We start from the raw sequence: 14,495 nt of genomic DNA, 5'->3' as shown, positions 1-14,495 counted from the left end.
ATCAATCTCACTTCATTCTAAAAACGAGTAAATGGGTTTTTAGCATCAGCTCCTTGAAATAAGCCTGAATTTTTCAAAACATGAAAAGCTGTTTCGAGATTTTCATCCTTAATACTCAGGGCAAACCGCTCTTTTCACAACCTTCTTATGCTTGATAAACAGGACAATAAGCCAAAATTTTACGAAAAATGAGTACGACTGAAAAGAAAGACAGTTTGTTTTAACTGATTTCTTAGTCGCTGAAGACTTATTTTAGGAAATTTTGGCTTATTTTGTTCGTGCATGGTTTAGTGAGAGCAAAATAGATGTGGGACAACAAAAAACTCCTGAAGAATACACCTCAGGAGTAAGAGAATGAGAAACGGATGATGTTAAGTTATTCTGAATCACAAATAACTGGTTGGATTGTGTAATGAAATCATTCTCTACGAGTAGTATACAGCTATTTCTGATTGAAATTTTTTTTAAAATTTTAATGGAAAGAAAATTATTTGCAAAATATGAATAACACACCTATTCTATAGTATAAAAAAATTTTTTTCATTTTTTTTGTGTAGAATTTTTCTAAGAATATTCTTGTTTTACAGTGATTATTGCACTCCTGGTTGATACGCACAAGTAAAAAATGAGTTCATTGAAGATTGTATATGATGATAAATAATTGAATTTTTTTAATTTGAGCATACCTATTTCTTCTGGGGGGAAAATTAGGTATGCTCAAATTAAAGTTATTGCCTTAAAGTTATTGCCTTATTATTATATTATAAAGGAGGCATAAATTTATGAATAAAGTTGAATTAGATCAAATAATCAAAGATATGAATGAAGGATTAGAGGAAGATGAAGAAGAAATATTTTTATTAAACCTACGTACTTATTCTAAAGATGAAATCAATTACGTAGTAGATCGTCTTAATCTGGATGATCATACTCGTGAACAGGTTAGAACATCACAAATTAATTCAATGAAAAAACATCAAGTGCGAAAAAAAAATTTATTAAGAGACGAAAAACTTAGAGCTGTTCATAAAAATTTAAACAAACAAAGTGAGGAAGTCAATTCATTCTCTGATCGCTCAAAGATGATAGATACAGTTGTTGCATCTATCAATCAATTGATTCATGATCCGGAAATTAATGTTATTCAACCAATAGACGATATTGATATAAGTGAGGCATTAGACGTCTTCTTTGAAAAAACCTATTTTACACCAGATGAAATAAATTCTACTATTGATAAGCTAGAACTAGCAAATAAAGAAAATCTTCGTGAAACAATTAGAAAAAGGGAGATTGAAGAAGAACCTCGACGTAAAATCAAGTTTTTAAAAGAAGAACGAATACAAAAAATTAACGAAATGGTGCAACAGTCGATGACATCAAGGACGTTCACAGAGGTTGCAGAGAGTCTTAAAAAAATGTATTCAGAGTTACCTTACAAAGTTAATGAGGCTGATTTAAGTGAGGATATAGAATTTGTAATAGAAAATTTTAAGATGAAACCTAATGATATTGGTTCTTTCGTGGACTTGTTTGACCTCAGTCCTGATACTCGTAATAAAATTAAAGAATCACAAAAGAAAAGAATTGAGGAGATGAAGGCAATAAGGGATACTGAACTTTCAATAAAAATAGAAAGGTTGAGAATGCGCCGTCCTTTTACCCTGATACAGGATATCACTTCAGTACTTCGTGAGCAAATGAATGACCCAGTTATTCCACTTGCACAACACGAGGTTGTATCTATATTAGAAGAGAATTTAGATATACCACATAGTACAACAATAGAAGGTACTTCAAGACGTGTTTTGCCTCTTAGGCAGAATGAATATAGGGAAATTATACATAATCTTGGTTTGAGCGTGGAAAACGTAAATGAACGTTGGCAGTTTAACCGCCATGCTGTAGAACTGCTGACTAACTATGCTGAATTCAATATGTTACAGTATCCACAAACAGATCTTGTGCATGGCAATCCACAGGAACTTTCAAACCTTGAATTATATAAAAGAGAATTTAGAGGGTTGGTTAAAGAAAGTGTAGGCAAGGTGGGAACTAAAGCTGAAGATAAATTAGGTTTTCAAGCTGAATTTTCTAATTTGACCCCCGGACAACAGGAACAGGTAATGAAAAAAGTGGAGGATTTGAAGAAAAGAAGACAAGAAAACTGGAAACAATTAGATGTAGAAAAATTGTTACCGTTAAAAAATAGGACAGAAAAATTCAATGCTTCAAGAACGAGAAGTACAAATACATCTGAAAAACAAGGACAAAAATCTTCTAGAGATCATCAAAGATAGTCTAGTGAATGAGTAAAGAAGTCGTATGGCTAATCGTTCTTACTAAAAGAATGAGTGTACTATTTTTCGTGCAGTTTTTTTATTAGAGAGTGAACTACCTGTTTTCATTTATCAATGACGTTGGATTATTCTTATGACTAACGACATCTGCAACGTTAAATTAGAGGCTTGACTTTCTTCAAATTTGCTTGTAGTATACTCATTGGGCACCCTTTTAAAGGGTCAGAAGTTCACAGAAATTTTGCTCCCTATTCTAACTAGAATAGGGAGCTTTGTTCATTTTCTGGGACTTTTCCTGCAGATAAAAGAAGAAGGAGTTTTTGAACTTATGACAAAATACATTTTTGTAACGGGCGGCGTAGTTTCATCGATTGGTAAAGGAATCGTTGCAGCTTCTTTAGGTCGTTTGTTGAAAAATCGTGGCTTAAAAGTAACCATCCAAAAATTTGATCCCTACATCAACGTAGACCCGGGAACAATGAGTCCGTACCAACACGGAGAAGTTTTTGTAACAGACGACGGAGCAGAAACTGATTTGGATCTAGGCCATTATGAACGTTTTATCGATATCAATTTGAACAAATACTCCAATGTTACTACAGGGAAAATTTATTCAGAAGTACTTCGTAAAGAACGAAAAGGGGAATACTTAGGAGCAACTGTTCAAGTCATCCCTCATATCACAAATGAAATCAAAGAGAAAATCATGCGTGCAGCAAAAATGACTGATTCAGACGTGATCATCACTGAAGTTGGCGGAACAGTCGGCGATATCGAATCTTTACCATTTCTAGAAGCACTACGCCAAATGAAGGCGGATGTTGGTGCTGATAACGTGATGTATATCCACACAACATTGATTCCTTACCTAAAAGCTGCGGGAGAAATGAAAACTAAACCAACTCAACATAGTGTAAAAGAATTACGTGGTTTAGGAATCCAACCTAATATCTTGGTGGTTCGAACAGAGCAACCTGTTTCACAAAATGTGAAAAATAAATTAGCACAATTTTGTGACGTAGAACCCGAAGCGGTCATTGAATCACCAGATGTGGACACTCTTTACTCTATTCCGTTGCTTTTACAAAAACAAGGCATGGATCGCATCGTTTGTGAACATTTGAAACTAGAAACGCCAGAAGCTGATATGGAAGAATGGAAACAATTAGAAGAAAAAGTATTGAATCTGAAGAAAAAAGTCCGAATTGCTTTAGTAGGTAAATATGTAGAATTACCAGATGCTTATATCTCAGTTGTTGAAGCGTTGAAACATTCAGGCTTTGCTTTTGATGCGGATATCGAACTTGACTGGATCAAGGCCCAAGATCTAACCAAAGAAAATGTAGCAGAATATTTGAAAGATGCAGATGGTATCTTAGTACCTGGTGGCTTTGGCGATCGTGGGGTCGAAGGAAAAATTGAAGCGATCCGTTATGCTCGTGAAAATGATGTGCCTTTCTTAGGGATTTGTTTAGGCATGCAAATGGCGTGTGTTGAGTTTGCTCGTAATGTGGTTGGCTTGGAAGATGCTGCTTCAGCAGAAACTACACCAGAAACAACAAATAATATCATTGATTTGATGGCAGACCAAGAAAATATCGAAAACTTAGGTGGAACGTTACGTCTAGGTCTTTACCCATGTAAAATTAAAAAAGGAACGAAAACAGCCGAAGCTTATGACGGAGCCGATGTAGTACAAGAACGTCACCGTCATCGTTATGAATTCAACAATAAATACCGTCAATTATTTGAAGAAAAAGGATTAGTATTCTCAGGTGTTTCTCCTGATAATCGTTTAGTGGAAATCGTGGAATTAACAGAGAAAAAATTCTTTGTTGGTTGTCAATTCCATCCAGAATTGATCTCAAGACCAAATCGCCCACAAAAATTGATCAAAGGATTTGTCGGAGCTGCTTTGTCTGAACGTGAAGGAAAATAAGCGGGACAAATACGCTTTTAATGTTTCAGATGAATTTAGAGAAAACAGTTATAAATAAATTGTTATTGTTTGAACAATAAAAAACGATAAACTAGCCATTTTTGACTAAATCAGCCAACTGAAAACCTTATTTTTTGCAAAAAAGTTCTTGAAAATTTTCATTTTCATTGATTTTAGTAGAAAACTCTGAAAATGTTTGGTAAAATAGGTTCGTTGGTTAAGGATAGTCTTAACAAATTTAGTTTTACAAAACTTAGGAGGAATTTATTATGCCAGTAGTATCAGGAGCTGAATTTTTAAAAGCTGCTCGTAAAGGCGGTTACGCTGTCGGCGGATTCAATACAAATAACTTAGAATGGACTCAAGCAATCCTTGAAGCAGCTGAAGCAAAACAAGCACCAGTACTTATCCAAACTTCAATGGGTGCGGCTAAATACATGGGCGGCTACAAAGTTGCTAAAGATATTATTTGTGACTTAGTTGAATCAATGAACATCACTGTTCCTGTTGCCATCCACTTAGACCATGGTGACTATGATGCAGCTATGGAATGTATCGAAGTAGGCTATACTTCAGTTATGTTTGACGGTTCTCACTTACCATTTGAAGAAAACTTGAAATTAGCGAAAGAAGTTGTAGAAAAAGCTCACGCTAAAGGAATTTCTGTTGAATGTGAAGTTGGTTCAATCGGCGGAGAAGAAGATGGAATCATCGGTAACGGTGAATTAGCAGATATCGAAGAATGCAAACAAATGGTTGCTACAGGAATCGACTACCTAGCATGTGGTATCGGTAACATCCATGGTCAATATCCAGAAAACTGGAATGGTTTAGCATTTGATCATTTACAAGCAATCGCTGATGCTGTAGGTCCAGATATGCCTTTAGTATTACATGGTGGATCAGGTATTCCTCAAGAACAAATCCAAAAAGCAATTTCAATGGGTGTTTCTAAAGTAAACGTAAATACTGAATTCCAATTATCATTTGCTAAAGCTACTCGTGAATATATCGAAGCTGGCAAAGATAAAGAAGGAAAAGGTTTTGACCCTCGTAAATTGTTAGCACCAGGTAAAGCTGCAATCATTAAAGATGCAGAAGAACACATTGATTGGTTCGGTTCAGCTAACAAAGCTTAATTAATCGATTAAGAATGCCGTAAAACAGGTTCAACCTGTTTTGCGGTTTTTTTTTCGCAAATTAATAATCGTTCACTTTAATAAACATTCGTCCATCTTTTTTCAGAATAAACCTTTGATTTTTGAGGAAATAAAAAAGAATGGGAACTCGTTTCTTTATTTCATCTATGATAAAATACAAGCATGTGTAATAAAATTGAACAATAACAAGGTGGAAATCAATGAAAAAAATCATAATTGAAGGAAATCGTCCGTTAACTGGTGAAGTAACAATCAGTGGGGCTAAAAATAGTGCAGTGGCTTTGATTCCTGCAGCGATTTTAGCAGATTCTCCGGTTATTTTAGAAGGCGTACCTGATATTCAGGATGTTCATTCACTAATCGAAATTTTAGAAATCATGGGAGCAAAAATCCATTTTTCACAAAATATTTTAGAAATTGATCCCCGCGGTATCGTCTCTGTGCCCATGCCAAGTGGTAAGATCAATAGTCTACGGGCTTCCTATTATTTTATGGGGGCACTGCTTGGAAAATTTGGTGAGGCAGTGGTTGGTTTGCCAGGTGGTTGCTACTTAGGACCACGACCAATTGATTTACATGTCAAGGGTTTCGAAGCATTAGGTGCTTCAGTCAATAATGAACATGGTGCAATGTATTTACGGACCGACCAACAGGGATTACAGGGAAATCGGATTTTCATGGATGTCGTTTCAGTCGGTGCAACGATCAATGTGATGCTGGCTGCTATTAAAGCGAAAGGTCAGACAGTAATCGAAAATGCCGCTCGTGAACCAGAGATCATCGATGTTGCTACTTTGTTAAATAATATGGGTGCCAAAGTGCGAGGAGCAGGGACGGATGTGATCCGGATCGAAGGTGTAGACAAACTCCATGGTTGTCGCCATTTCATGATCCCTGATCGAATCGAAGCAGGGACTTATCTAGCGCTTGCTGCAGCAGCAGGAAATGGTGTTAAGATCAAAAATGTGATTTACGAACATTTAGAAAGTTTTATTGCTAAACTTCAAGAAATGGGCGTAAACATGACAATTAGAGAAGATGAGATTGAAGTGTTTCCGTCTAAAGAGTTAAAAGCGGTGAATGTGATGACTTATCCATATCCTGGGTTTGCAACAGACTTACAACAACCATTGACTCCCCTCTTATTAATGACCAAAGGAACAGCTGAAATCACAGATACGATCTATGCTAAACGTGTGAATCATGTGCCTGAATTAGCACGTATGGGTGCTGATATATCAGTGGAAGGGAATTTGATCATTACAAATGGACCAAATAAACTTCATGGAACAGAGGTAGTCGCTTCTGACCTTCGAGCAGGTGCTTGTTTAGTTATTGCAGGTCTCATGGCTGAAGGAACAACTACTATTTATAACGTAGAATATATTTTACGTGGTTATGATCATATTATTGAAAAATTGACGGCATTAGGTGCTGAAATCCAAATGGTGGAGGAAGTGGAAGCTGAATGAGTGATTATTTAACGATGGCGGAACTGGAAAATAAGACATTAAAAGAGGTCTACAGTTACGCAAAAGAATTTAAGATTCCTTATTATAGCAAAATGAATAAAAAAGAATTATCTTTAGCTGTGATTCGGGCGCAAGCAGAAAAACAAGGGTTTTATTATATGGAAGGAATCTTAGATATCGTTGGACAAGATGGGTATGGTTTTTTACGACCAATCAATTATGGGCCAAGTGTAGAAGATATCTATATCTCTGCTTCACAAATAAGACGGTTTAGTTTGCGAAATGGAGATAAAGTAGCAGGAAAGGCTCGCCCACCTAAAGAGTCAGAACGTTATTATGGGTTGATGCACGTGGAAAGTGTAAATGGAAAAGACCCAGAAGAAGCCAAAGAACGTCCGCATTTTCCAGCTTTGACACCTCTGTATCCTCAAGATCAGCTTAGGTTAGAAACAACCTCTCAAAGACTAGCAACAAGAATGATCGATATCTTCTCACCAGTAGGTTTTGGTCAACGTGGCTTGATCGTAGCACCTCCTAAAGCCGGAAAAACTTCTGTGTTAAAGGAAATCGCCAATGGAATCACTGAAAATCATCCAGAAGTAGAACTGATCGTTCTTCTGATCGATGAACGCCCAGAAGAAGTCACGGATTTGGAACGAAGCGTCAAAGGAGATGTCGTTTCATCTACTTTCGATTTACAACCACAAAATCATACAAGGGTATCTGAGTTGGTCCTGGAAAGAGCGATGCGTTTAGTCGAAGATAAACGAGATGTCGTGATCTTGATGGACAGTATTACCCGATTAGCTAGAGCTTACAATTTAGTCGTACCGCCAAGTGGTCGTACATTGAGCGGGGGAATCGATCCAGCCGCACTATATAAACCAAAAAAATTCTTCGGAGCAGCTAGAAATATCGAAGAAGGTGGAAGCTTGACGATCTTAGCAACTGCCTTAGTCGATACGGGTAGCCGAATGGATGATGTGATCTATGAAGAGTTTAAAGGAACAGGGAATTTAGAACTTCAACTGTCTCGTGAACTATCTGAGCGTCGTATCTTCCCTGCCATTGATATCAAGAAATCTGGTACGAGAAAAGAAGAGCTTCTAATGCCAGAAGATCAATTAGAAGAAATTTGGAAGTTACGAAAGAATATGGTCGGCGATTCATTGGAATACACCGAACAATTGATCCGTTTTTTAAGAAAAACCAAAAACAATCAACAATTTTTCAAAGAATTCCAAGATGTCTCGTTCGGTAAAAAAAATCAGACAAGAAATCTAAAAAGATAATTGCAACGTTGTTAGAAACATGTTAAGATGTTACTGTTGTATATCGACAAATCAACTCTGGTTCAGCAAATGGGTCAGGGCAAAGGAGCGAAAACGCATGAAAGAAAACATCCATCCAGATTACCATCCAGTAGTGTTCTTGGATTCAACAACTGGCTTTAAATTCTTGTCAGGTTCAACAAAAACTTCACAAGAAACAGTTGAATGGGAAGACGGTAATACATACCCAGTCATCCGTGTCGAAGTTACTTCTGACTCACATCCATTCTATACTGGACGTCAAAAATTCACACAAGCAGACGGACGTGTGGACCGTTTCAACAAAAAATACGGTCTCAAAGACGCAAACGCTGCAGAATAATCAAAACATTGTTCATACGATGTTTAGCAGACTATCTGATAAAGGTAGTCTGTTTTTTTTTGTGTTTTCTGTTTCTGATAATCAAAAAATTGTCACTAAAAATTTATCATACCATATTATTTAAAAGTCTGATTTTCATTCTTTCCTTCTGTTGGAAAAAAACGACAACATTTATAAAATAATGCATGTTAATGTTATATTATAAAGAAAAAAATAACATTAAGGGGTGCTAATATGAGTAAGAAGAATGCAATGATTTTGGGGTCTTTACTGTTCGGTATGGTTATTTTATCAAATGACCTAAATGTTGAGGCAACAGTAAATGAACCGACTATTGGGACGGAAGTCGTTCTTTCAGAGCGAAGTAATGAAAACGTTTCAACGGTTTTGAATGCTTATCAAAGTGAGGATGTTGAGAGTTATCGGGAAGAAATCGGTAATTGGTTTGGTCCTAGTAGCAATCAATCTACAGGGATCTATAAACGTAAAAATGATACGATCGAAATTTATGTAGATGAAACGGCGCAACAACTACCGACGTATACGATTACCAGGGCTAGTCTGAAAGATTATCTCGAAGGGGCAACGAAAGGGAAACGACTAAATAGAGGAAGAAACGTCATTTTCGGTACTCAAGAAGGTGTGATCCATATCCAAAATGAATCCACTCGCATCACGCAACAAAAAACGAGAATTGAAATACGTGGTGGTATTACAATTCCACGTTTTATTCTAGGAAAAATGACCAATAAAGATTGGCAGAATGAAGTAAGAAATCATCCAAATGCACCTGCTTATGAATTGGTCAGTGATCGAGTTTTGGTTACAGGATCCGACAAAACAATTAATTATGTGAAGGACCCAACTAAAATTTTAACAACGAAAGAAAAAGTAATTGATCTTCACGATCAAACAGCCGGACTAGATAATAGCGCTACAATCCATCGTCAACCAACTGGCTTAGTTCAACATATGCGTGAAACGAGTGCCAGAGAAGATTATATGTACGCGTATGAACAACATACTGGTTTTAATTATGCAGATGGAATGAGAGTCTTGTTAGATCCAGACGGTTCCTCACAGTGGGGGATTTGGCATGAATTAGGTCATACCTATCAAATTGATGATATGGGTTGGGAGGATATGACCGAAGTGACCGTGAATATCTTTTCGATGCGGGTACAAAAAGCATTAGGACAGCGTAGTCGTTTAGAAGAAGATCGCGTATATACGGATATTTTCAATTATTTGAATCGAAGTCAATCGAAAAATTTTGATAAACAAGATGAATTTGTTCGACTAGGAATGTTTTGGCAGCTGGAATTAGCATTTGGCAGCGACTTCTATCCTAAACTACATCAGTTATATCGTGAAGAAAGTCCACAGCTATGGACAGAACAAGATAAGCGACAACATTTTATCTTATCTGCTTCAAAGATCAGTAACAAAAATCTAACGCCATTTTTTGAAAAATGGGCTATCGAAGTTACTGCCGATACTAAAAAAGAATTAGCAAGACTACCAAAATTAACGAAGAAAATCTGGGAATATCGTGATGAAATGAAAGGTGATGCAGGAAATATCACCGATGATGATAATAACAATGGCAACACGGAAGATCCTTCAATTGAAACTTGGGATAAAGATAAAGTGTATGTTGCTGGGGATATTGTCATGTATAAAGGTGTGAAATATCGTGCAAAATGGTGGAATACCGATAAAGTTCCTGGAGAAACGATTGACTGGGAAAGAATTGATTGATCATCAATAAACACAACGTATTTTGATTGTAACGGTCAAAATACGTTGTGTTTTTTTATATAAGTAAGGCCTGAAACACATGAATCTCTAATTTTGATGAACGCTATCGATCATTTTTTTTGACTGATTTTTTAAAAATTTGATCCATTTTTCGTTATTCGTTCAAAGCATTGAATGGCTGAATTAGGGATGCTATACTTGCCACAGTTATTAGAAAGCGTTAACAAATAGTGAAAGGAGGCTATATGGAGTGGAGATTAGTCAACTGATTTCAGAAGAATTGATTCTTTTCGATGACTCAATTCGATCAAAAAAATCATTATTTGAATGTATCGGTACTACACTTGAAACCACACATAGAGTAAAAAGTGCAAAAAAAATAATCAAAGCATTATTTAAAAGAGAAGAGGAAGTGCCTACAGGAATCGAAGCTGGATTTGGTATCCCACATGCTAAAAGCAAGGCTGTCATTACACCAACCATTTGTTTTGTTCGTAGCAGCCAGATTACAGAATATCTTGGCTTAGATGGGGAGCCAATTGCATATACTTTTGCAATCGTGGTTCCTGCAAACGCTGCTGACAGTCATCTTGAGATTCTCAGTGCGTTGTCAAGGCGATTAATTGATCCAAACTTTAGAAAACAAATCAAAGAAGCAAATTCAGCCTCAGAAATTATGACCGTTTTAAAAAATGAAGAAAAAGCAATCCGTTAAATGAATCATCGAATAATGTCACACGCATCAACTGAGACCGTTATTGAATAAGCAGATAGGGGAGAATAACGATGAAAATAATTGGTGTAACCGCATGTCCTACGGGAATTGCGCATACGTATATGTCCGCTGAGAAATTAGAAGGGACTGCTAAAAAACTAGGCCATGATGCAAAGTTTGAAACGCAAGGAATCAAAACGGAAAATAGGTTAACTACAAAAGAGATTGCTGAAGCAGATGCGATTATTCTAGCAGTTGATAAAGAAATTGATATGCAACGTTTTACGGGTAAAAGAATCAAAAAAGTTTCAACGAGTCGAGCAATTAAAGAACCAGAATTGGTAATTGATGAAGCATTAAAAGGGATCAATACGTTAGAAATTGCCCAATCAGTTGAACAAACAAAAGCGACAAAACAAAAAGCCACACTTTATAACCATTTTATGAGTGGTGTGAACTATATGTTACCGTTTGTTATTGCGGGCGGAATTATTATCGCATTAAGTTTTGCTTTTGGGATCACTGCAGCGGATCCTAAATCAGCTGACTATAATGTCCTAGCTGCCGCATTTTCTAGAATTGGCGGAGACACCGCTTTTGCTATGATGGTGCCAGCTTTAGGGGCAGGGATTGCGACCTCTATTGCGGGGAAAGCTGGCTTTGCACCTGGGATCGTGGCAGGGCTACTGGCATCTACTGGTGGTTCTGGATTTCTTGGGGGGATGATTGGGGGGCTGTTAGCAGGGTATGTGACAGATTTTCTGGCAAATAAAATTCCTGTAAAAAAAGGTATCTTAGCGATGTATCAATTGATCGTTGTTCCGCTAGTATCTATCTTGATCATTGGTTTAGCAATGGTTTTTGTAATCGAACACCCCATTTCATGGTTATTAGAAGTATTAACCAATTGGTTGAATAGTTTAGGCAATACTTCTGGGTTAATGTTTGGCTTGATCATCGGCGTGATGATGGCAGCTGATATGGGAGGGCCGATCAATAAATCGATCTCAACTTTTTCCATTGGTTTGATGTCTGCCGGAGTCAATGCACCGATCGCAGCATGTATGGCAGCTGGAATGACCCCACCGCTGGGGATCGCTTTAGCCACACTGTTGTTCAAGAAAAAATTTACGAAAGAAGAACGGACTTCTGGTCAATCTTGTTGGGTGCTTGGTGCTTCTTATATTACAGAAGGAGCGATTCCCTTCGCAGTTTCAGATCCGATTCGAGTCATTCCGAGCTTGATTCTTGGCTCTGCTACTGCAGCGGGTATCTCAATGGCTGCCGGTGTCACATCCATTGCTCCTCATGGTGGGATCTGGGTCATGCTGATACCTAACGTGATCAATCACCTACCCATGTATTTGCTAGCGATTGGTGCTGGGACAGTAGTTACGGCTCTTTCACTTGGATTATTAAAGAAATCAAGCGAAGAACAAGTCGGAAATGAAGAAAAAATAGTGAAGCAAGAAAAAATAATAAATGAGGTGGAAGTATAATGTTATATACAATGAAAGAGTTATTGAAAGTAGCTAAAGACAATCAATTTGCGGTTCCTGCTTTTAATATTTGTAGTTATGATATGTTAAAGGCAATCATGGAAGAAGTAGAACGGTTAAATGCACCAGTGATTTTAGAGATCCATCCCGATGAGATTGCTTACTTGAATGATGAATTTGTTGCTGCTGTTCGAGCTTATGCGCATAAAAGTAAAGTACCTGTAGTGATCCATCTTGACCATGGCGGTAAAGTAAGTGATGTGTTACGGGCTATCCGCAATGGCTATACCTCGGTTATGATTGATGCCTCCTTGCAATCCTTTGACGATAATATAAAGATAACTAAAGAAGTGGTGGCTCTAGCTCACGAGGTAGATGTGTCAGTCGAAGCAGAAATTGGTACGATTGGGAATAATGGGTCAGCAGAAGGTGGGGCAGCTAATATTATTTACACAGATCCTGAACAAGCAAAACAGTTTGTTGAAGAAACGAATATTGATACATTAGCTATCGCTATTGGAACAGCACATGGCTTATATCCTAAAGATAAAACACCAAAACTGAATATCGAGTTATTGAAAGAATTGAATGAGACCATCGATTTGCCATTTGTTTTGCATGGTGGTTCAGGAAATCCGGATAAAGAAGTAAGCGAAGCAGTTAAATATGGTGTAGCTAAGGTCAACCTTAGTTCGGATCTTAAAAGTGTCTTTTTCGATGCTTTAAGAGAAATCTTAAATGAAAACCCGGAAATGTATGAACCGAATATGATCTACCCTTATGCGAATCAAAAAGTACAGGAAGTAGTGAAACATAAAATGACGATCTTAAACACGATCGATCAAGCCAAGTGTTATAAATAAGACGAATTTCTCACCGTTTATTCGTTTTAGAGATACTAAAAGAGACCGAGACAAGTTTTGACTCAGTCTCCAATGAAATCGAAATCGAGTGGTCATGAAAAAATGCTCAGTATTTCTAGGAATAAGCCAATGAATCGCTAATTTTAGTTGTTTCGGCTGATGTCCTATAGCGAAGCATTTTCATTCTAACCGCTCGATTCTGTTTTTGGATGTAGGTGGAGGCATCTTTGTTTATGGTAAAATAAAGCGAAAGAGAAAGGAGTGGGGAAGATGTTAAGTGATGTAGAAGAGCGACAACAAACGATTGTCAATCATTTGAAAATCAACCAATTTGCCAGGATTACTGAATTGATCGATTTAGTAAATTACAGTGAAGCGACAGTGAAACGAGATCTTGTTGTCTTAGAACAAAGTGGTCTGATCCGAAGAGTCCGTGGTGGGGCTATGTTAGTAGATAATCAGAAAATCGATGTACCATATATGATGAAAATCACTCATTTAGAGGAAGAGAGTGAAAAACGTTATATTGCGGATATTGCAGCTAATTTGATCAAAGATGATATGGTTTTATTTTTAGACTCTAGTACAACTAGTTTGCATTTAGTTCGAAATTTAGGTCGATTTGAGGGGCTGCAAATCATTACGAATGGGGTCATTACTGCTGCGATGCTAAGTGAATTTACTTCAGCAAAAGTATCGATCATCGGTGGTAAAATCGTTCAAAAACGAGCAACGATCAACGGAGCAAAAGCATATAATGATATTTTGACTTATGCTGCTGACCTTGCAATCATCAGCTGTCGAGGATTTGATTTTAATCAAGGCGTGACGGAAACGCATGAAGGAGAGGCGTTAGTAAAAAGAGCGTTTCGTAAACAAGCCAATCATTTGATGGTGTTAGCTACACAGGATAAATTAGAACAACGCTTCATTCATCAAGCAATTGCTAGTCATGAAATCGATTATTTAGTGACCAGTCAGAAATTAACGAACGAACAATTGAAAAAAATCCATGAACACCACACAGAGTGTTTTTATTAATCAGAAAGACCAATAAAAGTGTATGTTCTCATAAAATTCATTCATTGATAACACCTATAATTTGTATCAAGAAAGCTATAGTTTGTTCATGT

11 protein-coding genes are annotated in these 14,495 nt (G+C 37.0%); all 11 read left to right on the top strand.

What is annotated here, in order from left to right; all coding sequences use genetic code 11:
- Positions 1 to 782 precede the first annotated feature (782 nt).
- The 11 genes from AB5M32_RS05415 to AB5M32_RS05365 all read left to right on the top strand — a co-directional run bounded on the left by AB5M32_RS05415 (position 783) and on the right by AB5M32_RS05365 (position 14,403).
- Positions 783 to 2,300 carry a hypothetical protein gene (locus AB5M32_RS05415; protein ID WP_368024358.1) on the top strand — a complete coding sequence of 506 codons (1,518 nt, stop codon included), beginning with the start codon at positions 783 to 785 and terminating at the stop codon, positions 2,298 to 2,300.
- Between the two features lie 328 nt (positions 2,301 to 2,628).
- Positions 2,629 to 4,239, top strand: a complete 1,611-nt coding sequence (locus tag AB5M32_RS05410) for a CTP synthase (RefSeq protein ID WP_010718709.1) — start codon at positions 2,629 to 2,631, stop codon at positions 4,237 to 4,239.
- Positions 4,240 to 4,508: 269 nt separating this feature from the next.
- A complete protein-coding gene (locus AB5M32_RS05405; RefSeq protein WP_010718708.1) occupies positions 4,509 to 5,378 on the top strand; it encodes a class II fructose-bisphosphate aldolase in 870 nt (289 codons plus the stop codon).
- Positions 5,379 to 5,599: 221 nt separating this feature from the next.
- The gene (locus tag AB5M32_RS05400; RefSeq protein WP_010718707.1) at positions 5,600 to 6,871 is read left to right on the top strand and encodes a UDP-N-acetylglucosamine 1-carboxyvinyltransferase; all 1,272 of its coding nucleotides are present in this window, start codon (positions 5,600 to 5,602) and stop codon (positions 6,869 to 6,871) included.
- A complete protein-coding gene (rho, locus tag AB5M32_RS05395; protein ID WP_178285734.1) occupies positions 6,868 to 8,163 on the top strand; it encodes a transcription termination factor Rho in 1,296 nt (431 codons plus the stop codon). Before AB5M32_RS05400 ends, rho begins: the two co-directional genes overlap by 4 nt.
- Before the next feature lie 97 nt (positions 8,164 to 8,260).
- Positions 8,261 to 8,524 (top strand): type B 50S ribosomal protein L31, encoded by a 264-nt coding sequence (locus AB5M32_RS05390; protein WP_010718705.1) that lies wholly within the window; start codon positions 8,261 to 8,263, stop codon positions 8,522 to 8,524.
- 234 nt (positions 8,525 to 8,758) lie between these two features.
- Complete coding sequence (locus AB5M32_RS05385; protein WP_256736302.1) at positions 8,759 to 10,285, top strand: M60 family metallopeptidase; 1,527 nt, start codon at positions 8,759 to 8,761, stop codon at positions 10,283 to 10,285.
- 250 nt (positions 10,286 to 10,535) lie between these two features.
- A complete protein-coding gene (locus tag AB5M32_RS05380) occupies positions 10,536 to 11,000 on the top strand; it encodes a PTS sugar transporter subunit IIA (RefSeq protein ID WP_053765737.1) in 465 nt (154 codons plus the stop codon).
- 71 nt (positions 11,001 to 11,071) lie between these two features.
- Entirely contained in the window at positions 11,072 to 12,499 is a 1,428-nt protein-coding gene (locus tag AB5M32_RS05375; RefSeq protein ID WP_178285736.1) for a PTS fructose transporter subunit IIC, read from the top strand.
- On the top strand, positions 12,499 to 13,362 hold the full coding sequence (locus tag AB5M32_RS05370; RefSeq protein ID WP_034698965.1) for a ketose-bisphosphate aldolase: 864 nt from the start codon (positions 12,499 to 12,501) through the stop codon (positions 13,360 to 13,362). The genes AB5M32_RS05375 and AB5M32_RS05370 overlap by 1 nt, the downstream gene beginning before the upstream one ends.
- Positions 13,363 to 13,632: 270 nt before the next feature.
- The gene (locus tag AB5M32_RS05365) at positions 13,633 to 14,403 is read left to right on the top strand and encodes a DeoR/GlpR family DNA-binding transcription regulator (protein WP_178285738.1); all 771 of its coding nucleotides are present in this window, start codon (positions 13,633 to 13,635) and stop codon (positions 14,401 to 14,403) included.
- The last annotated feature ends 92 nt before the right edge of the window (positions 14,404 to 14,495 follow it).

The organism is Enterococcus sp. C57 (assembly GCF_040887305.1).
Taxonomy (GTDB): domain Bacteria; phylum Bacillota; class Bacilli; order Lactobacillales; family Enterococcaceae; genus Enterococcus_B; species Enterococcus_B hirae.
Note: the sequence above shows the minus strand (reverse complement) of the source record. Positions and strands in the feature narration are given on the sequence as shown.